The 19,531-nt window shown below is 74.6% G+C and carries 17 protein-coding genes and 1 pseudogene; 8 read left to right on the top strand and 10 right to left on the bottom strand.

Annotated features, from left to right (window positions below):
• The first annotated feature begins 52 nt into the window (after positions 1-52).
• From murJ to ACFVQZ_RS20850, 5 genes are read left to right on the top strand one after another with little or no spacing between them, the layout of a single operon-like run.
• Complete coding sequence (murJ, locus tag ACFVQZ_RS20870; protein WP_383624691.1) at positions 53-1,948, top strand: murein biosynthesis integral membrane protein MurJ; 1,896 nt, start codon at positions 53-55, stop codon at positions 1,946-1,948.
• On the top strand, positions 1,845-2,648 hold the full coding sequence (locus ACFVQZ_RS20865) for a polysaccharide deacetylase family protein (protein WP_383624688.1): 804 nt from the start codon (positions 1,845-1,847) through the stop codon (positions 2,646-2,648). The genes murJ and ACFVQZ_RS20865 overlap by 104 nt, the downstream gene beginning before the upstream one ends.
• Positions 2,645-3,784: a glycosyltransferase gene (locus ACFVQZ_RS20860; RefSeq protein WP_383624685.1), complete on the top strand. Its 1,140-nt coding sequence runs from the start codon at positions 2,645-2,647 to the stop codon at positions 3,782-3,784. The genes ACFVQZ_RS20865 and ACFVQZ_RS20860 overlap by 4 nt, the downstream gene beginning before the upstream one ends.
• Positions 3,785-3,830: 46 nt before the next feature.
• Positions 3,831-4,487, top strand: coding sequence for a lipopolysaccharide biosynthesis protein (locus ACFVQZ_RS20855; RefSeq protein ID WP_383624682.1), 657 nt, complete (start codon positions 3,831-3,833; stop codon positions 4,485-4,487).
• Positions 4,484-5,626, top strand: a complete 1,143-nt coding sequence (locus ACFVQZ_RS20850) for a GNAT family N-acetyltransferase (protein WP_081959612.1) — start codon at positions 4,484-4,486, stop codon at positions 5,624-5,626. The genes ACFVQZ_RS20855 and ACFVQZ_RS20850 overlap by 4 nt, the downstream gene beginning before the upstream one ends.
• Positions 5,627-6,007: 381 nt before the next feature.
• Here ACFVQZ_RS20850 and ACFVQZ_RS20845 read toward each other — a convergent pair.
• From ACFVQZ_RS20845 to ACFVQZ_RS20835, 3 genes and pseudogenes are all read right to left on the bottom strand, one after another.
• Positions 6,008-7,189: pseudogene (locus ACFVQZ_RS20845) on the bottom strand (glycoside hydrolase family 26 protein); the annotation flags it as partial.
• Between the two features lie 286 nt (positions 7,190-7,475).
• Positions 7,476-7,709 (bottom strand): chaplin, encoded by a 234-nt coding sequence (locus ACFVQZ_RS20840; RefSeq protein WP_030497685.1) that lies wholly within the window; start codon positions 7,707-7,709, stop codon positions 7,476-7,478.
• A gap of 174 nt (positions 7,710-7,883) precedes the next feature.
• Positions 7,884-8,294, bottom strand: a complete 411-nt coding sequence (locus ACFVQZ_RS20835) for a rodlin (RefSeq protein ID WP_383624932.1) — start codon at positions 8,292-8,294, stop codon at positions 7,884-7,886.
• Positions 8,295-8,516: 222 nt separating this feature from the next.
• On the opposite strand from ACFVQZ_RS20835, the gene ACFVQZ_RS20830 reads away from it, so the two are divergent.
• The 3 genes from ACFVQZ_RS20830 (at position 8,517) to ACFVQZ_RS20820 (ending at position 10,874) form a co-directional block, all read left to right on the top strand.
• Positions 8,517-8,927, top strand: a complete 411-nt coding sequence (locus ACFVQZ_RS20830; protein WP_383624678.1) for a rodlin — start codon at positions 8,517-8,519, stop codon at positions 8,925-8,927.
• 424 nt (positions 8,928-9,351) lie between these two features.
• Complete coding sequence (locus ACFVQZ_RS20825) at positions 9,352-10,380, top strand: LCP family protein (protein WP_383624675.1); 1,029 nt, start codon at positions 9,352-9,354, stop codon at positions 10,378-10,380.
• A gap of 95 nt (positions 10,381-10,475) precedes the next feature.
• Positions 10,476-10,874 (top strand): rodlin, encoded by a 399-nt coding sequence (locus ACFVQZ_RS20820; protein ID WP_030497689.1) that lies wholly within the window; start codon positions 10,476-10,478, stop codon positions 10,872-10,874.
• Between the two features lie 76 nt (positions 10,875-10,950).
• Here the strand turns inward: ACFVQZ_RS20820 and ACFVQZ_RS20815 are convergent, their stop codons facing one another.
• The 7 genes from ACFVQZ_RS20815 to ACFVQZ_RS20785 all read right to left on the bottom strand — a co-directional run bounded on the left by ACFVQZ_RS20815 (position 10,951) and on the right by ACFVQZ_RS20785 (position 19,424).
• The gene (locus tag ACFVQZ_RS20815; protein WP_383624671.1) at positions 10,951-12,975 is read right to left on the bottom strand and encodes a thioredoxin domain-containing protein; all 2,025 of its coding nucleotides are present in this window, start codon (positions 12,973-12,975) and stop codon (positions 10,951-10,953) included.
• A gap of 79 nt (positions 12,976-13,054) precedes the next feature.
• Entirely contained in the window at positions 13,055-14,557 is a 1,503-nt protein-coding gene (locus ACFVQZ_RS20810; RefSeq protein WP_383624668.1) for an AMP-binding protein, read from the bottom strand.
• Positions 14,554-14,856: an acyl carrier protein gene (locus tag ACFVQZ_RS20805; protein WP_051788466.1), complete on the bottom strand. Its 303-nt coding sequence runs from the start codon at positions 14,854-14,856 to the stop codon at positions 14,554-14,556. Before ACFVQZ_RS20805 ends, ACFVQZ_RS20810 begins: the two co-directional genes overlap by 4 nt.
• A 63-nt stretch (positions 14,857-14,919) precedes the next feature.
• Entirely contained in the window at positions 14,920-15,930 is a 1,011-nt protein-coding gene (locus tag ACFVQZ_RS20800) for a 3-oxoacyl-[acyl-carrier-protein] synthase III C-terminal domain-containing protein (RefSeq protein WP_383624929.1), read from the bottom strand.
• 67 nt (positions 15,931-15,997) lie between these two features.
• Positions 15,998-17,290, bottom strand: coding sequence for an amidase (locus ACFVQZ_RS20795; RefSeq protein WP_383624663.1), 1,293 nt, complete (start codon positions 17,288-17,290; stop codon positions 15,998-16,000).
• A gap of 95 nt (positions 17,291-17,385) precedes the next feature.
• A complete protein-coding gene (locus ACFVQZ_RS20790; protein ID WP_383624660.1) occupies positions 17,386-18,012 on the bottom strand; it encodes a DUF1707 domain-containing protein in 627 nt (208 codons plus the stop codon).
• A complete protein-coding gene (locus tag ACFVQZ_RS20785; RefSeq protein WP_081959698.1) occupies positions 18,009-19,424 on the bottom strand; it encodes an MFS transporter in 1,416 nt (471 codons plus the stop codon). The genes ACFVQZ_RS20790 and ACFVQZ_RS20785 overlap by 4 nt, the downstream gene beginning before the upstream one ends.
• Positions 19,425-19,531 lie beyond the last annotated feature (107 nt).

Genomic DNA, 19,531 nt, shown 5'->3' with positions numbered 1-19,531 from the left:
GTGTCCGCCGGGCCCGCAGCCCGGCGAACCCCTGACCGACCCCTGGACCCCGATGCCCCCGGACGCCACGGACTCCCCGTGCGCCCCGGGGGCCGCCGTGCTGCCGGGGGCCGGGCCCGCGGCGCCCGCCGCCGACGTGTGGGCGTCCGCGCCCGGACCGGCCGGCGGCGCGGCGGAGCCGCCCGCCGGGACGGCGACGGGGGCGGCGACCGCCACGCTCACGCCGCCGCGGGCCGGGCGGCGGGCGCACGCCCGGGCGAAGGCGCCGGCGGCCGGCGGCCAGGGCCGGGGGTTCCTCGCGAAGGCGGCGGCGGTGACGGCGGGGCTGACGGCCGTCGGGGCGGTGCTCGGTCTGGTCCGGGACCAGATCCTCGCCGGGTACTTCGGCGCGGGCGCGGAGACGGACGCGTTCCTGGTGGCGTGGACGGTGCCGGAGTTCGCGTCGACGCTGCTGATCGAGGACGCGATGGCACTGATCCTGGTGCCGGCGTTCGCGCGGGCGCTGGCCCGGCGGCCGGGCGCGCTGTCCGGGGCGGATCCGGTGCGGGAGCTCGTCCGGGGGACGCTGCCGCGGCTGACGCTCGGCGTCGGGGCGGTCGCCGCCGCGCTGGTCGTGGCCGCCCCGGCGGTCGTGGGGCTGCTGGCGCCGGGGCTGTCCGACCCGGGGCTCGCGGTGGACTGCACGCGGCTGACGGCGACCTGCGTGCTGACGTTCGCGCTGGTCGGCTACTGCTCGGCGGCGCTGCGGGCGCACCACGTGTTCCTGCCACCGGCCGCGATCTACGTGGCGTACAACGTCGGGATCATCGGCACGATGGTGCTGCTGCGCGAGCCGTGGGGGGTGCGGTCGGCCGCCGCCGGGGTCGCGGCCGGCGGGGTGCTGATGGTGCTGGTGCAGGCGCCGTCGCTGGTGCGGGCGCTGCGGGCGCGTCCGGTGCCGGCACCGGAGCCGGAGGCCCTGGCGCCGGGGCTCGGCGCGGAGGGGCGGCTCGTGGTGTTCGGGCTGATCGCCCCGGTGGTCGCCTTCTCGCTGACCCGCCAGTCGCAGACGCTGGTCGAGCGGTTCCTGGCGGCGCCGCTGCCGTCGGGGGCGATCTCGCACCTGAACTACGCGCAGAAGATCGCGCAGATGCCGATGATGCTGTCGCTGATGCTGTGCACGGTCAGCTTCCCGGTGGTCGCGCGGGCGCTGGCCGCCGGTGACCCGGAGGGGGCGCGGCGGCGGGTCGAGCGGGATCTGCTGCTGGCGGCCGTGGTGGTCCTGGTGGGCGCCTCCGTGGTGATCGCCGCCGCCCCGAAGATCGTCGAACTGCTCTTTCAGCGCGGCGAGTTCGACCGTACGGACACGGTCGCCACGGCCTCCGTCATGCGGGTGTACGCGCTCGGGCTGCTCGGCCAGACCATGGTCGGCGCCCTCGTCCGCTGCTACTTCTCCGCGGCCCGCCCGCTCTGGTACCCGGCCGCCGCGATGGGCGCCGGGCTCGCCGTCACCGCCGCCGCCGGGGTGGCGGGCGCCGCCGCCTGGGGCGCCGTGGGCCTGGCCGCCGCCAACGCCCTCGGCATCACCGTGACCGCCGTGCTGCTGCTGCGCGGCGCCCACCGGCAGACCGTCCCGGTCCGCGCGGACCGGCTCGGCGAGGGCCTGCTGCAGCTCGCCACCGCCGCCGCCTGGGCGACCGGCGCGGGCTGGCTGTGCTCGGTGGCGATCGGCCCGCCACTGATCTCCCTCGCCGTCGCCGGCCTGGTCGTCGCCGGCGTGTTCCTGCTCTTCCTCGCCTGCGCCGGCAAGGCGCCGGAGATCCCTCCCCTCCCCCACCGCTCGACCCGACGCCGAAGGACCGCCCATGCCCGCCCCCACCGCGCTGCGCCGCCTGCTGCCGAAGCCGCCCCTGTGGGCGAAGCCGCCCCTGTGGGTGGCGATGTACCACTCGGTCACCGACACCGCTGACGACCCGTACGGGGTGACGGTCTCCCCGGTGCGCTTCGCCCGGCAGCTGCACTGGCTGGGCGACCGGGGGCTGCGCGGCGTGTCGGTGCGCGAACTGCTCGACGCGACGGCCGAGGGGCGGGCGAAGGGGCTGGTCGGCCTCACCTTCGACGACGGGTACGCCGACTTCCTCGACTCGGCGCTGCCGCTGCTGCGCCGGCACTCCTTCACCGCCACCGTGTACGTGCTGCCGGGCCGGCTCGGCGGCGTCAACGACTGGGACGCCGACGGCCCGCGCAAGCCGCTGCTCACCGAGGAGGGCATCGAGCGGATCGCCGCCGCCGGCATGGAGATCGGCTCGCACGGGCTGACGCACCGGCGGCTGACGGAGGCCGACGACGCCACGCTCGCCGACGAGACCCGGCGCTCCCGGGCCCTGCTGGAGGAGATCACCGGCGGCCCGGTGGACGGCTTCTGCTACCCGTACGGCGCGGTCGACCCGCGGGTGGTGCGGGCCGTGCGCAAGGCCGGCTACCGCTACGCCTGCGGCATCGACCCCGGCCCGCTCACCAGCGCGCACGCCCTGCCGCGCGTCCACATCGGCGAGACCGACACCTCGTGGCGGCTCACCGCCAAGCGGGCCCTGCACCCGCTGCGCCGCCGGCACCCCGCCGAGCTGATCCCCGCCCGCTCGGGCCCGGCCGCGGTGGTGCTGGGATGAGGGTGCTGCACGTCATCACGGGGCTCGGCATCGGCGGCGCCGAGCAGCAGCTGCGGCTGCTGCTGCGCCATCTGCCCGTCCAGGGGCGGGTGGTGACGCTCACCAACCCGGGGCCGGTCGCGGCCGGCATCGAGGCCGACGGCACGCCCGTCACCCACCTCGGCATGGCCGGGAACCGGGACCTGGGCGCGCTGCCCCGGCTCGCCCGGCTGGTCCGCGACGGCGGCTACGACCTCGTCCACACCCACCTCTACCGGGCGTGCGTCTACGGCCGGCTCGCCGCCCGGCTGGGCGGGGTCCGCCGGGTGATCGCCACCGAGCACTCGCTCGGCACCTCGCAGATCGAGGGCCGCCCGCTGTCGGCGGGCACCCGCGCCCTGTACCTGGCGTCGGAGCGGCTCGGCACCGCGACGGTCGCCGTGTCGGCGAGCGTGGCCCGCCGGCTCGCCGACTGGGGCGTGGCGCCGGACCGGATCGAGGTGGTGCCGAACGGCATCGAGACCGGCCGCTTCGCCTTCGTCCCGCGCGCCCGCCGCCTCACCCGGGGCGTCCTCGGCATCCCCGAGGACGCGTTCGTGGTCGGCGGGGTGGGGCGGCTGGCGCCCGGGAAGCGGTTCGACCGGCTGATCCGGGCCGTGGCCGAGGTCCCGGACGCCCGGCTGCTGCTCGTCGGCGACGGCGAGCGGCGCGAGGAGCTGCGCGCGCTGGCCCGCGACCGCGGCGCCGCCGGCCGCGTCCACTTCTTCGGCGCCTGCGAGGACCCGCCGGCGCACGGCCCGGCCGGACCGATGCTGCCCGAACTCCTCGCCGCCATGGACGTGTTCGTGTCGACGTCGCCGGACGAGACGTTCGGGCTCGCCGTCGTCGAGGCGCTCGCCGCCGGGCTGCCGGTGCTATACGTGGCGTGCCCGGCGATCGAGGACCTGCCGGCGGACACGGCACCGGGCGCCCGCCGGATCGGCACGTCGGTGCCCGAGCTGGCCGGCGCGCTGCGCGAGCTGCGGGCCGCGCACGTGCCCGGCCGGCCGGCGCGGCTGCCGGTGCCCGCCGCCGCCCGCCGCTACGACATCGCCCGCAGCGCCGACCGGCTGATGGCCCTGTACGACCGGGCCGTCCACAGCCGCCCCGGCCCCTGAACACCCGTCCTCCCGACCCCTGCCCGTCCCACCGAGAGAGCCCGTCATGACCACCACCCCACCCCGCGCCGTCCGCCTGCCCGCCCGACTGCGCGCCCCCGGCCGCTGGGCGGTGCTGCCCGCCGCCGCCGTCGCCGGGGCCGCGCTCGGCGGCGGCTACGGCGTCCTCACCACGCCCGAGTACGCGGCGACCAGTTACGTCATCGTCGTCCCCGGCGAGAAGTCCGACCCGGCGGCGGCCCTCGGCTTCGCCCAGGCGTACGGGCGGGTCGCCACCGACATCGCGGTGACCGGCGACGCCCAGGTGTGGGCGGGCGTCACGGCCGCCGCCCTCCGCGAGAGCGTGACCGCGGAGACCTCGCCGGACGCGCCGATGATCTCGATCACCGCGCGCGCCCCGAAGGCCGCGCAGGCGGTGTCGATCGCCGACGGCGTGGCCCGCTCCCTGGTCGTCAACTCCTCGCACGTGGCCGGCAGCACCGGCGTGAAGGTCGTGCAGTTCTCCCGGGCGACGAAGCCGACCGCCCCCGTGTCGCCGTCCGCGCCGCTGTCCGCGCTGGTCGGCGCCTGTGCCGGCGGGCTGCTCGGCGGCCTCGCGCTGCTGGTCCGGCCGAAGCGGCCGGCCGGCCGCGCCGAGGGCCGCCACTCCCGCCCGGCCGTGCCCGCGCCCGCCGCCCACCAGCCGGCACCGGAGGCGGTGTGACCTTGGCAGACGCACTGCGGACCGAGGTCTGCCGCGACACCGGGGGCTTCGGGCGGCTGGCGGCCGAGTGGACCGGTCTGTACGGGCGCTGCTCCTCGGCGACCCCGTTCCAGTCCCACTCCTGGCTGCACTCCTGGTGGCTCTCGTACGGGCGTCCCGGCGCCCTCCGGGTGGTGCTGGTACGCGACGGGGCGGGCGCGCTGGTGGCGGCGGCGCCCCTGATGCGGGCGCGCGGGCCGCTGCCGGTGCTGACCCAGCTCGGCGGCGCCATCACCGACTTCACGGACGTCCTCCTCGACGACGCGCACCCGGAGGCGGCCGGCGCGCTGGCCGCCGCGATCGCCCGCACGGCCCGGGGCGCGGTCGTGGACCTGCGGGAGGTGCGGCCCGGCGCCGCCGCCGAACGGGTCTTCGCCGCGTGGGCCGGTCCGCGCCGCCGGCTCCCCGACTCGCTCTGCCTGGAACTGCCCGCCGTCCCCATGGAGGGCCTGCTGGAACGCATGCCGTCCGGGAAGGCGCAGCGGGTCCGCGCCAAGCTGCGCAAGCTCGACGCGCTCGGCATCGACGCGCACGTGGTGACCGGTCCCGACGTGCCCGCCGCCCTCGACCGGCTGCTCACCCTCCACCAGCTCCAGTGGCGGGGCCGCGGGGTCACCGCCGAGCACACCAGCGAGCGGTTCGCCCAGCACCTGGCGCGGGCGGTGCGGCCGATGGTGGAGCGCGGCGACGCGATGGTCACCGAGTTCCGGCTCGGCGGCGACGTCGTCGCCGCCGACCTCACCCTGATGTCCCCGCGGCTCGCCGGCGGCTATCTGTACGGCGCCGACCCGGTGCTGCGCGAGCGCAAGGTCGACGTCGCGGCGATGCTGCTGCGGCACGGGGCCCGGGAGACCAGCGCGGGCGGCCGGGCCACGCTCAGCATGCTGCGGGGCAGCGAACCGTACAAGCACCACTGGCGCCCGGAGCCGGTCCGCAACCGGCGGCTGCTGCTCGCCGGCCGCGCCGCGGCCCCGCTGCTGTGGCTCCACGCGGGCGCGGCGGACGCGCGGCGCTGGGCGGCCCGGCAGGCGCGGGAGCGGGCCTGGGCCGGCCGGCTCGCCGCCCGCCTGCCCGGCCGCGCCCCCGCGTCCGGCGGCTGACCGTCAGAAGGGCCAGACGCCGTTCAGCGCCCCCTTCCAGTCGAGGGCGGCGTCCAGGTCGGCCTTCCACCCGGTGTCCTTCGGCACGCACACGGGCCCGCCGATCCAGCTCTCCACCCAACCCCCGAGCTCGACCTTCCAGCACTCGGGCCGAGGCTCGGGCTTCGGTTCGGGCTTCGGTTCCGGCTTCGGCTCCGGCTTGGGTTCGGGCTTCGGCTCAGGCTTGGGCTCCGGCTTCGGTTCCGGCTTCGGCTCAGGCTTGGGCTCCGGCTTCGGTTCCGGCTTCGGCTCGGGCTTGGGCTCGGGCTTCGGCTCGGGCTTCGGCTCCGGCTTCGGCTCGGGCTTCGGCTCCGGCTTCGGCTCGGGCTTGGGCTCAGGCTTCGGCTCCGGCTTCGGCTCGGGCTTCGGCTCAGGCTTGGGCTCCGGCTTGGGCTCCGGCTTCGGTTCCGGCTTGGTCGGATCCACAGGGTCCACAGGATCGACCGGGTCCACCGGATCCACAGGATCGACCGGATCCACCGGGTCGACCGGGTCGACCGGGTCCACCGGATCCACCGGATCCACCGGGTCAACCGGATCCACCGGCACCGACGGCTCCGCCCCGTACAGCATTTCGCGGAAGACGCGGGAGGACTGCGGATTGCGGTCGCACTGCCAGACGCCGTGCGGGCAGTAGTCCGTGATCGTGTGGTAGAGCGGCTTGTGCTCGCGGATCCATTCCAGCATCCGCCGCATGTACGTCGGATTGTCGCCGTTCCGGAAGAGCCCCCATTCCGGATAGGAGATCTGCTTTCCGTGTTCGGCGGCGAAGTCGACCTGTTTCTGGAGGCCGTACGGTTCGTTCACGTGCCGGTCGAAGTCCGCGCCGGCCGGCTGGTCGTACGAGTCCATGCCGATGATGTCGACGACGTCGTCGCCCGGGTAGCACTCGGTCCACGGCACCGCGTCCCGGCCCCGGCTCGGGTTGAAGTCGAAGCGGAACCGCTGGCCGGGGACGGACCGCATGGTGGTGACGATGCGGTTCCAGTACTTCTTCCAGGCCGTCGGGTCCGGGCCGCAGCGGTGGGTGTAGGTGGTGCCGTTCATCTCCCAGCCGAGGACGAGGACCGTGTCCAGGGCTCCGGCGTCGACGAGCCGGCGGGCGAGGGTGCGGAAGTGGTGGTCGAAGTAGCCGGCCGCGCCGAGCTGGAGCTGGCGGCGTACCTCCTGGTCGGAGACCCCGGCCTCGTTGCGTTCCAGCATGGGGACGTTGAGGACGAAGATCCGGTCGGTCTTGGCGTTGCGCCAGTCGGCCCAGGCGTCGAGGAAGCCGGGCGGGCTCTCGATGTTGGACCACAGGTCGCCGGGGAGGTACGTGTGGCCCACCCGGAGCTCCCGGCCTCCGAGCCACCGCTCCAGCTGGCGGATCCGGGTCACCCCGAGCGAACCGGAATCCAGGAAGGCGCCCATGGCGCTGGTCGCGGGGAGAGTCGGCCGGGGTTTCTCGGCGCTGGGGGGCGCGGCGGCGTGGGCGGGTGCCGACAGCACGACCGAGCCCGAGACGAGGAGGCCCGCGGCGATCACCCCCAGCCATCTGTTTCTTCTTCTCGGTGTTCCTCCGACAGGTTCCACGGCAGCTCCTTCGCACGCATGCGATTTGACGATCAGTCATTCCGATGTTCCGAAAGTATTCCTAATGAGCTGATCGTGAACGCCGCTTCTGTCCGGTCCCTAGTCCATTAGGGGATTTCATCGCCCGGTTGGGGCACCGGACACGAAGGTTCGTGCCGCCGGACGCGGAACGGCCCCGGGGAGCGGATGCTCTCCCCGGGGCCGTTCACTCGGCCTTCCGCGTGCGCGGAGGCCCGGCTCAGGCGTTGACGCAGGTGTTGCCGAAGGCCGGGTTCAGCGCACCGATGACGTTGATGCTGTTGCCGCAGGCGTTGATCGGCACGTGGATCGGGATCTGGACGACGTTGCCCGAGAGGACACCCGGCGAACCGACGGCGGCACCCTGCGCTCCGGCGTCGGCGAAGGCGGGCGTGGCCGCACCCATGGCCATGATGACTCCGGCGATGACGGCAGCAGCCTTCTTGCACTTCATATTCGTCTGGTTCCTTTCCGTGGCGGAAGATCGGCCTCCGCCGCACATACGGACAACGACAGCCTGCCGCGAAGGAAACCGGGATTCCGGCTCCGGCTCCGGCATTCACTCCGTTGCGCACACGACACAGGGCCGGAGGAAGGAACTCCTCCGGCCCTGCGGCGCTTTTCCGGGTCAGCTGTTGCCGATGCCGTTCCCGGAGAGGACCGGGATGTCCTCGACGAGGTGTGACAGCGGCTCGTCGCCCTTCGCCTGGGTCGAGTTCTCCGCGCACTGCTGGTTCTGCGGGGAGGAGAGGACGTTGATGTCCTGGACGGCGACCGGGACGAGGACGCCGACGACCGAGCCGACGTTGCCCTTGACCGGGGCGCCGAGGCACAGCTTGTTCAGCGAGCCCTGGACGGCCGCGAACTGCGGGCTCATGTCGCCCTTGGTCTTCGCGTTGCCGAACGACTGGTGGGCGCCGTTCCCGGAGAGGGAGGTGGTGCCGCCGTCGTTGGCGATGGCCATCGCGGGAGCGGCGGCCGCGGCGGCGACGCCGACGGCCGAAGCGGTGACGGCCGCGGCCGTCATCATCTTCTTGATCACGGTGATTCCGTTTCTCTTCCCACCAATCGCCCTGATTGATGCGACCGGATCAACTGCGGCCGGCGGTGGAGGTTCCGGCGCTTCACCCGATCGACTGGGAGCCGCCGCGAGCGCTGCCGCGTGCGCTCCGCCAACGGGGTGACGAGGCGGAACCCGCCGGTCCGAAGCGAGTTGATCAGGGGGCTCCCTGCACGGAGCCGGTTCTAGAAGGGAAATCCCGTGATCAAGAAGGTCATGGCCACCGCGGCCGCCGCCGCCTCGATCGTCGGCGCCTCCGCCGCCGCGGCCACCCCCGCCCTCGCCATCGCCGACGACGGTGGCACCACCTCCAAGAGCGGCAACTTCGCCCACCAGGCGTACGGCAACTCGGCGACCTACGGGAACATGAGCCCGCAGTTCGCGCTCATCCAGGGCTCCCTGAACAAGCCGTGCGTGGGCCTGCCGGCCAAGCTCAACGCCGGTTCGCTCGTCGGCCTCGTCCCGATCTCGGTGCAGGACGTCAACGTGCTGTCCTCCCCGCAGAACCAGCAGTGCGTCGAGAACTCGACGCAGGCCAAGGGCGACGAGCCGCTGTCGCACATCCTGGAGGACATCCCGGTCCTCTCGGGCAACGGCGTGGGCAACAGCTGACGTACCGCCTCCCCGGCGACGTCCGCGCGTCGAGGGGCCGCCCCGCCGGGGCGGCCCCTTCGCGCTGTCCCCGGCCGCCTCAGCGCGGCCAGACGGGGGTGGAGACCAGCCGCTCCCATTCCCGGTCGGGCATTCCCGGGACCGTTCTCCCCGCTTCGGTCCACTGGGCCACCAGGGCGGAATAGACGGGGAATTGGCCGGACGACCGGAAACGTTCGGCGGCCCGCGGCTCGCTCACATACCGGCTCTTCGGAATGAAGGCCATCCGTTCCCATTTCCCGGGCCTCGCGGGTTCAGGCGGCGCCATTCTCGCTCCCTCCGCTGCTATTCCCGCATCATTACACAAACTCGCAACGGAGTGATTCAGCCACCGCCCGACGCGTCGCGCCTCTCTGCGCGAACGGACTCGAAATAGCGTGCGGACATGAGATTTCCGCGTCCGCGGCGGCTCCTGCTCGTACCGGCGGCGCTTCTCGCGCTCGCTCCCGGAGCCCTCGCCTCCGCCCTCGGCCCCGCCGAACTCCCCTCCCCCGGCCGGGGACTGAACCTGCTCGTCGTCGGCACGGACTCCCGGGACGGGATCACCGCCGCCGAGAAGGAACGTTTCCGGCTCGGCGGCAAGGACTGCGACTGCGCCGACGTGATGATGCTCGTGCACGTCTCCGCCGGGAACGACCGGGTCAGCGTGGTCTCGCTGCCGCGCGACTCGCTCGCCGAACTCCCCGGCCCGCACACCGACCTGCGCACCGGCAAGGTCCACGCGTCGCACCGCGCGAAGATCAACGCGGCCCACGCTGAGGGCGGTTCGCCGCTCGCCGTCGAGACCGTCGAGGCGGCGACCGGACTGGACGTGCACCGCTTCCTGGCGGTCGACTTCCGGCGGTTCATGGACACCGTCGACCGGATCGACGGCGGGGTGCCGATCTGCACGGCGAAGCCCCTGAAGGACCCGGCGACCGGGCTCGACCTGCCGGTCGGCACCCGGCGGGTCGGCGGCGGCGAGGGACTCCAGTACGTGCGGTCGCGGAAGGCCGACGGGGAGATGGACTTCGGGCGCATGCGCAAGCAGCAGAAGTTCGTCGTCAACACGCTGGACCGGATCCGGTCGAGCGGGATCCTCGCGGACCCCGCGAAGCTGCGGGCGCTGGCCGCGACCCTGCGCGGCACCGCGCGGGCCGAGCGGGGGATCTCGGCGGCGGAGCTGCTGGAGCTCGCGGACCGGCTGAAGGCCGTCGGCCCGTCCCGTACCGAGTTCGCCACCGTGCCCGTCCGCGGCTTCGCGACGGTCGAGGGCGTCGGGTCCGTCGTCGCCTGGGACGAGGAGGGGGCCGCGAAGGTCTTCGCCCGGCTCCGGGCCGACCGTCCGCTGCCGCCCGCCGAGGCGGTCGCGCCGAGCGAGATCTCCGTCGCCCACTACGCGCCGGCCCGCGGTTCTTCGCTCATCTGCCCGTAGGCCGTCCGGTGGACATCCCGGAACCTCCGCCCCTCCGACCAGTTGATCAGCACGGCTCGGCACTCTGCGCGGGCCAGTCATCGAAAGGCCAGAACATGAAGAAGCTCCTCGCGACCGCTGCGGTGGCTGTTTCGGTCGTCGGCGCGACGGCCGGGCAGGCGCTCGCGATCGCTGACGACGGTGGCACCACCTCGCTCTCCGGCAACGGCGCGCACCAGGAGTTCGGCAACTCCGCCACCTACGGCGACATGAGCCCGCAGTTCGCGCTCGTCCAGGGTTCCCTGAACAAGCCGTGCATCGGTCTCCCCGCCAAGGTCAACGCCGGCTCCCTCGTCGGTCTCGTCCCGATCGCGGTGCAGGACATCAACGTGCTGTCCTCCCCGCAGAACCAGCAGTGCGTCGAGAACTCGACGCAGGCCAAGGGCGACGAGCCGCTGTCGCACATCCTCAGCGACATCCCGATCCTGTCCGGCAACGGCGCCGGCAACAGCTGAGCCACGCCGCTCGGCCACGGCGCGGCCCCGTCGTCCCTCTCCGGAGGGGCGGCGGGGCCGTGCCCGTTCGCGGGGGTCAGCGGAGCCGGGCGGCCAGGGCCTCCGGGTCGGTGACGGGTGCGTCGCAGGTGAAGTGACGGCAGACGTACGCGGCGGCCGATCCGGCGACCAGGGGGCGGTCGCGCAGCAGCGGGAACTCCTCGCTGCCGGGGGATCCGGCGGCGACGACCGCTCCGGGGGCGGTCGCCCTCAGGGCCGTACGGCGCAGCTCCTGGAGGACGGGGTCGGCGGCGTTGCCGACGACGGCGACCTCCCGGGGGCCGTCGAGCAGGGCCTCGGCCACCGCGAGGCCCCAGCCGATGAAGCGGGGGGCGCGCGGGCCGAGCGCCTTGACCACGCCGAGGGCTCCCTCGGCGGCGGTCCGGTGGGCCTCGGAGCCGGTGTGGGCCGCGTACGAGAGCAGTGCTCCGGCGGCGGCGGTCCAGCCGGACGGGGTGGCGTTGTCGGTGGGGTCCTGGGGGCGCCGGATGAGGGCTTCGGCGTCGTGGGCCGTGTCGTACAGCGCCCCGCTCTCGCCGGTGAACCGGTCGAGGACGTGGTCCAGGAGGAGGCCGGCGAAGTCCAGCCAGGCGCCCTCGCCGGTGACGGCGGCGAGGGCGAGGAAGCCTTCGGCGACGTCGGCGTAGTCCTCCAGGACGCCCGCGTGGGCGCCGGCCCGCCCGTCCTTCGAGGTGCGGGTGAGCCGGCCGCCGTCGTCGAGGTGGAGGCGGACCAGCAGGTCGGCGGCCTCGGTGGCGCGCTCGACCAGGTCGGGGCGGTCGAAGAGGGCGCCGGTCTCGGCGAGGGCGGCGATCGCGAGGCCGTTCCACGCGGCGACGATCTTGTCGTCGCGGCCGGGGCGGGCGCGCCGCTCGCGGGCCGCGTGCAGCCGGGTGCGGATGGAGGCGAGCCGGCCGGCGTCGGCGGGGCCCGCGTCCTGCGGGAGCTGGAGCACCGAGGCGCCGTGCTCGAAGGTGCCGTCCTCGGTGACGCCGTAGTGGCGGGCGGCGAGGGCGGCGTCGTCGGCGCCGAGGGCCTCGGCGAGCTGGTCCGGGGTCCAGACGTAGTAGGCGCCCTCGACGTGCCGGCCGCTGCCGTCGGCACTGTCGGCGTCCAGCGCGGAGGCGAAGCCGCCTTCGGGGGTGCGCAGCTCGCGGACCATGAAGTCGGCGGTCTCCAGCGCGACCCGGCGGGCGAGGTCGCTGCCGGTCGTCCGCCACAGGTGGGCGTAGACGCGGCAGAGCAGGGCGTTGTCGTACAGCATCTTCTCGAAGTGCGGGACGACCCAGGCGCGGTCCACGGCGTAGCGGGCGAAGCCGCCGCCGAGCTGGTCGTAGATGCCGCCGCGGGCCATCGCCTCGCAGGTGTCGGCGGCCATCTGGAGGGCGCCCTCGGAGCCGGTGCGGGCGTGGTGGCGGAGCAGGAACTCCAGGACCATGGACGGCGGGAACTTGGGGGCGCCGCCGAAGCCACCGCGGGTGGCGTCGTACTCCCGGGTGAGGCCGAGGAGCGCGGCGGCCTGCTCCTCGTCGCCGGGGAGGCCGTCGCCGGCGACGGCGAGGGAGCGGCCGGAGAGGTCCTTCACGATCCGGCCGGCGACCTCGGCGACCTCGCCGCGGCGGTCGCGCCAGGCGGCGTGGACGCCTTCCAGGACCTCGGGGAAGGACGGCATGCCGTGCCGGGGCTCGGGCGGGAAGTAGGTGCCGAAGTAGAAGGGCGCCGCGTCGGGGGTGAGGAAGACGGTCATGGGCCAGCCGCCCTGGCCGGTGGCGGCCTGCACGGCCTCCATGTAGACGGCGTCGACGTCGGGCCGCTCCTCGCGGTCGACCTTGACGGCGACGAAGTGCTCGTTCACCAGCGCGGCGGTGGCCTCGTCCTCGAAGGACTCGTGGGCCATCACGTGGCACCAGTGGCAGGAGCTGTAGCCGACGCTGAGGAGGACCGGGACGTCGCGGCGGCGGGCCTCCTCGAACGCCTCGGCGGACCAGGGCCACCAGTCGACCGGGTTGTCGGCGTGCTGGAGGAGGTACGGGGAGGTTTCTTGGGCCAGTCGGTTCGCCATGGACCCATCCTCGCTCACCCGTCTCCGCCCCGCCCACACGCCACCCGGGCGGCGCGCGGGCGGGGCGGGGGCGGGGCGGTCAGGGGGCGGTGGCGGGGGTTTCGAGGGTGCGGCGGACGAGGGTGCGGTCGACCTTGCCGGTGGAGGTCTTGGGCAGGGGGTCGGTGGTGAGGTCGAAGGCGGTGGGGACGGCGGCGCGGACGGTGTGGCGGGCGCAGTGGCTGCGCAGGGCCAGGGTGGAGACGGCGCCCGGGGCGGTGACGCGCAGGACGGCGTGGAGGCGCTTGCCGGCGACCGGGTCGGGCAGGGCGATCACGGCGGCCTCGGTGACGTCCGGGTGGTCGAGCAGGATCTGCTCGACGGCCTGGGTGCTGATCTGGAAGCCGCGGACCTTCACCATGAAGTCGGTGCGGCCGAGGACGCTGAGGGTGCCGTCCTCGTGGCGGGTGACGATGTCGCCGGTGCGGTAGTAGACGCGGCCGGGCACGCCGTCCGGGTGGGGGCCGAAGCGGTCGTTCGGGGCGTTGAGGTAGCCGGCGGTCTGGAAGGGGGTGCTGACGAGGAGTTCGCCGCGGCCCTCGCCGGTGACGGGCTTGCCGTCCTCGTCGGTGACCAGCCACTCGACGCCGGGGAGCGGGCGGCCGATGGGCAGCGGCGCGCGGACCGGGGCGGTGCGGTCGATGGCGTGGAGGAAGCTGTTGTTGGTCTCGGTGCAGCCGTAGTTGTTGTACCAGCGGGCGTCGGGGAAGACCCGGGCGAGTTCGCCGAGGACGCGGCCGGGGGTGCTCTCGCCGGCGAAGACGATGTGCTCGGGGGTGGTGAGCGGGCCGGTGCCCTCGGTGGCCTCGATGAGCAGCTGGAAGAGGAGCGGGACGCCCTGGATCAGGGTGACGCGGTGGTCGGCGACGAGGTCGCGGAGGTACGAGGGGGAGGCGCCGCGGTCGGGGTCGGCGAGGACGACGGTGCCGCCGTGGGCGAGGGTGCTCCAGACGTCCAGCAGGCAGAGGTCGAAGTTGAGCGGGGCGTAGTTCAGCACCCGGGCGCCGGGGCCGAGGGGGAAGGCGGCGCCGGCCCAGGCGGTGAAGCGGGTGACGGCGCCGGTGGGGACGGGGACGATCTTCGGCAGTCCGGTGGAGCCGGAGGTCGTGAGCAGGAAGCCGGGGGCGTCGTCGGCGACGGGCGCGGGCGGCGGGGCGGTGGCGGGGCCGTCCGCCGGGCCGTCGGCGAGGTCCGTCACGTGGTCGGCGAGCGGGTGGGGTTCGGTGCCGAGGACGGTGCGGCAGCCGGCCTCGGCGTACAGGGAGCGGAGGGGTTCCTCGGGCAGTTCGCGGGAGGGCAGCAGGAAGCCGCGGCCGGCCAGGAGGCAGCCCAGGACGAGGGCGACGGCCTGGGGCGACTTGCGGACGAGGAGTCCCACCGGGTGGGCGGGGTCGGGGGCGGCGGTCTCGACGAGGGCGCGGGCGCGGGCCGCCATGGCGTACAGCTCGCCGTAGGAGACGGGGCGGTCCTCCCAGACGAGGGCCGGTGCGTCGGGGCGGGCGGCGGCGTGCGCGGTGAACGCCTGGGCCAGGGTGCGGCTCATGACCGGCCGCCCGGGGCGGCGGCGGCCCGCTCGGCGGTCTCGCGGATCGCGCGGACGCTGCGGAAGCGGGGGCCGGTGAGGTCGCGGTCGGGCACGACGACGCCGTGGGTCTTCTCCAGCCAGGCGGCGACCTGGAGGAGGCCGAGGCTGTCGAGGACGGCGGTGGCCAGGAGGTCGTACTCGGGGTCGAGTTCGGCGACGTCGACGGAGGGGAGGAAGCGGTCGACGACGAAGCGGGCTATCTCCTCCTCCGTGACGGCGCGGGCCGGGGCCAGGAGCGTCCGGGGCTCGGTGGTCATGGGGTCTCTCCTCTCGCGGGTCCCCGGCCGGCCGGGGCTCGGCGGCCGGCCGGGGTGGCGTCCTCACACCTCGATGAGGGTGCAGAACCAGTGCATTCCGGGTGCCGAGATGCCGGCCAGGGCGACCAGGTCGCCCTTGGCCAGTTCGCCGGCCTCGACGTGGCGCCAGAGGCAGACGAGCTGGTCGGCGGCGCCCATGTGGCCCAGTTCGCGGGCCAGGGCGGCGTTGGTGCGTTCGACGGGGAGGCCGACGGCCTCGCCGGCCTCCTGGATCGCCCGCTGGTTGTCGTTGATGAAGACGAGCCGGGCGATCTCGTGGCGCTCGCGTCCGGCGCGGACCAGGGCGGTGTCGACGACGCCGGCCAGGCGGGCGCGGATCTCCTGCTCGAACTCCTCGAAGCGGGCCGGGTCGCGGTCGAAGTGGCGGAAGACCGCGATCTTGGGGTCCACGTCGAGGTTGCCGGCGCCTTCGGGGGCGACGGGCGCGGCGGCGCCGCCGTACTCGATGCGGAACAGGTCGGCGTAGTCGGCGTTGGTGAGGTGGGCGGAGGAGAGCCGGCGCAGCCGCGGGTGGTCGCGGCGGAGGACGGCGGCGACGGCTCCGTCGCTGGCGATGGTGGCGTTGAAGTCCATGCGGTTGGCGTGCGCCTCGCTGAGCGCGTTGACGAGGACCAGCAGCACGGTGTCGGTGTCGGGCGACAGGGCCATGGCGCCGGCGGCGTGGTCGAGGGCGGGCGACCAGGCGGCGCAGGACTGGGTGAACTGGACGGTGGGGACAGCCCGGGCGCCGAGGGCGCGGGCGACGGCGGCGGAGGTGTCCCAGCCGAGGTACTCGGGGATGTCGGAGACGCCGACGATCAGCAGGTCGAGGTCGTCCACGTCGAGGTCCGCGTCCTCCAGGGCCTCGCGGGCGGCGCGGGCGGCGAGCGCGGTGGGCGTGTCGCCGTCGCGCAGCCGGTAGTAGGTGTCGTAGCCCATCTTCTCGGCGACGCCGGGGTCGGCCAGGTAGTCGGCCGCGGTCTCCCGTACGTCGCACAGTTCGCCGAACGCCGTTCCGACGGCGACGATGCCCATCTCCACGGTCGGTCCCCCGATTCTCCGTCATGTCTCTGCCAAGGGCGCCGGATCCGCCGGCGCGGTGTCACACCGTCAGCGCGCTCTCCAGGCCCTGGGCCCAGTCGAGCAGTCGTTCGTCCTCGCCGGTCCGGCCGGCGCACTGGAGGCCGAGCGGGAGGCCCGCCGCGGAGCGTCCGGCCGGGACCGAGACGATCGGCAGGCCGGCGCCGCTCCAGGGCAGGGACATGACCGAGTCGCCGGCGTGGTCGAGTCCGCGGGGGGCCGGGCCGGTGGCGGCGGGGCTGATCCACAGGTCGACGCCGTGCTCGTGGGTCGTGTCCGCGAGGCGGTCGCGGAAGGCGTCGCGGGCCTTGCGGGCGTCGGCGTAGTCGGAGTCCTGGGCGGTGCGGCCCTGGAGGATCGCCTCGGCGGTGCGCGGGTCGTAGCGGTCGGCGTGGCGGTCGAACAGGCCGGCGTGGGCGCGGGCGAGTTCGTAGAGGTTGATGACGAAGAGGGAGAAGGCGTCCTGCTCGAAGTCGTCGAAGAGCGGGACCTCGCGGATCTCGTACCCGGCCGCGCGGAGGGCGGTGAGCTGCCGCTCGAAGGCGGTGAGCGCCTCCGGTTCGGCGAGGGCGAGGTACGGGCCGCGCGGGACGGCGAGGACGGGGCGGCGGGCGGCGGCGCGCTCGGGGCGCCAGTCGTCGCAGAGGACGGAGGCGGCGAGGGCGGCGTCGGCGGCGGTGGCGGTGAAGGTGCCGACGGTGTCGTACGACGGGGAGGTCGGGAGGACGCCGTCGAGCGGGACGCGGCCGTGGGTGGGCTTGTAGCCGACGACGCCGCAGTAGGCGGCGGGGCGGATGAGCGAGGCGATGGTCTGGGTGCCGAGGGCGAGCGGGACGAGCCCGGCGGCGACGGCGGCGGCCGAGCCGCTGCTGGAGCCGCCCGGGGTGTGGTCGAGGTCGTGGGGGTTGCGGGTGGGGCCGGGGGCGGCGACGGCGAACTCGGCGGTCACCGTCTTGCCGGCGACGAGCGCGCCCGCGTCGAGGAGCCGGGTGACGGCGGCGGCCTGCGGGCCGGCCAGTTCCCCCGGGGGCACGGCGGAGCCGGCCCGGGTGGGCAGCCCGTCGACGTGCAGGATGTCCTTCACGCCGACGGGCACGCCGTACAGCGCCGGACGGGCGTCCGGTGCCGGGTGCCGGTCCGCGAGGTCCCGTGCGGCCGCTCGTAACCGCTCCGTCCGGTCCGGCTCGTCCACGAAGGAGCGCACCGCGCGGTCCACGTCGGCGATGCGCCGGAGGGTGGCGTCGGTGTGCTCCCGCACGCCGGTGGCACCGGTGCGCAGGCTCTCGGCCACGGGGAGCAGGGACGTGGTCCGCACGGGATCTTCCATGGTGTCCTTCGTGTCTCGCCCGGAGGGGTGGGCGGGGTCCGGTACGGCGGGTGGGGGCAGGCCGCGGGGTCACGGCCGGGCGGCTAGTCGCGGGAGCGCTTCATCTCCCTGGTGCGGGTGGTGACGCCGCCGAACATCGCGAGGCCCTTGATGAGCACGCGCGGGGTGCCGGGCTTGTTGTGCTTGCGGGCGCCGCGCTTGCCGAAGACGCCGAAGAGCCCGAAGCCGCGGACCTCGACCTCGATGTCGTCGGGGAGGATGATCTCGGTGCCGCCGAAGAGGGCGACGGCCCGGATGACCGTCTCCTGCTCGGCGTACCGCGCCTCGCTGAGGTCGAGCCGGCCGCCGCCCCACATCGACCAGGCGGTGAAGCGCGGCGGGACCACCCACTCGCCCTGGCGCTCGAAGCCGCCGAACATGCCGAGGGCGAAGCGCGAGGTGGGCGCGCGGTCCACCACGAGGGCGTCGCGGGGGCCGATGTCGGGCAGGCCGCGGCCTGCGACCTCCAGTTCGGCGTGGGTCCTGGCCTGGTAGACCTGGGCGAGCCGGGCGTCGAGGTCGCCGATCTCCAGCCGGCCGGCGGCGACCGCCGCCCGTACCTTCTCGGCGACGCGGTTGCGGTCGTCGTCGGACGCCAGCAGGTCGCCCGCCTGCGGCTTCGGGGTGTCGATCTGCTTGTTCTGGTCGTGATGTCCGGAGTGTTCAGTCATGTCGTCAACCCTTCCACACCTGCTTCCGCACGGCGATCTTCCGCTTCTGAACTGTCCTCTTTCGAGCGGTCGTTGGCGGCGGTGTCAACCTTCCGCGCCGGGTCCGGCGTGCCGGGGGCGGCGATCTCCCGGACGTCGGCCAGGGGAACGTCGAGGACGCTCAGCCGGCCGCGGGCGACGTGCAGGGCGAGCGCGAGGGCGGCCATGCACACCGCCAGGACCAGGACGGCGGCGCGCACGCCGAGCGCGTCGGCGAGGAAGCCGGCGCCGAGCGGGCCGGTCCACTGCACGGCCTGGATGCTGAACCGGACGACGGCGGACAGCCGGCCCAGGTACGCGTCGGGGACGAGCCGCACCTGGTACGACTCGATGACCACGTTCAGCGGAACCATGCTGGTCATGGCCACGAGCAGGACGAGACCGATCTGCCAGGGGCGCGGCACCCAGACGACGGCGGCGAAGCAGGCGACGAACAGCCAGGCGGCCACGTGCATGACCCGGCGGGCGCCCAGGCGCCGCATCAGGGCGGGGCCGGCGGTGGCGCCGAGCAGACCGCCGACGAGCGCGAGCGAGGTGGCGGTGCCGACGTCGGTGGGGCTGCCGCCGCGGTGCTGCACGAGGACCACGAAGAGCAGGGTGAAGCCCTCGGCGACGACGTTGAGCAGGGCGCCCCAGACGATGGTGAACACCAGGTACCGGCTGCCGCGGACCATCCGCAGGCCATCGGCCATCTCGGTGAACAGGCCCGGCCGCGGGCCGTCGTCCGGCTGCCGGTCGGGGCCCAGCGGGCGGCGGATCAGCGCCGAGGCGAGCGTGACGAAGAGGAAGGACAGCGCGTCGAAGAGGAACGGCATCCAGCGGGACAGCGAGTAGAGCAGGCCGCCGAGCGGGGCGCCCAGCAGATGGGCGACCATGTCGCGGCCCATGCCCTGCGCGGTGGCCGTGGGCACCTGCTCCTTGGGGACGATGCGGCGCAGCGCGGACATCGACACGCCGCTGCGCAGGCCGGCCGCGAGGCCGCCGGCCAGGGCGAGCAGGTCGAGCAGGAGGACCGCCGGGTCGCCGCCGTACACGAGCAGGGCGACCGCGCCCATGGCGAGGGCCTGGCCGAGCGAGGCGGAGATCATCAGCGCGCGGCGGGAGACCCGGTCGGCGAGGACGCCGCCGACCGGCAGCATCACCAGGGTGCCGATCATGTGGCAGGCGGTGATGGCTCCGGCCTGGGCGACGGAGCCGGTGTGGGCGAGCATGAGGAGCGGGAAGGCGAGGGTGGAGACGCTGGTGCCGAGGGTGGACACGCCGTTGCCGGTCCACCAGTACATGTAGTCGAGATTGCGCCACAGCGACGGCGGGCGGGCGTCGACCTCGTCGGTCCGCTCCTCGCCCTCGGAGCGCGGCTGCGCCGTGGCCATTCGCCCTCTTCCTCCCAGCGGTGCGGGGCCGATGCCGGCTCCCCGTTCCCCGCCGATGCTGGTCCACCCGGGGACGGGCGGACCAGGCAGCGCACCGGCAACTTCCG

Origin of the sequence: Streptomyces sp. NPDC057854 (assembly GCF_042797055.1) — a bacterium.
Lineage (GTDB): Bacteria > Actinomycetota > Actinomycetes > Streptomycetales > Streptomycetaceae > Streptomyces.
This window is presented reverse-complemented; position numbering and strand designations above follow the sequence as displayed.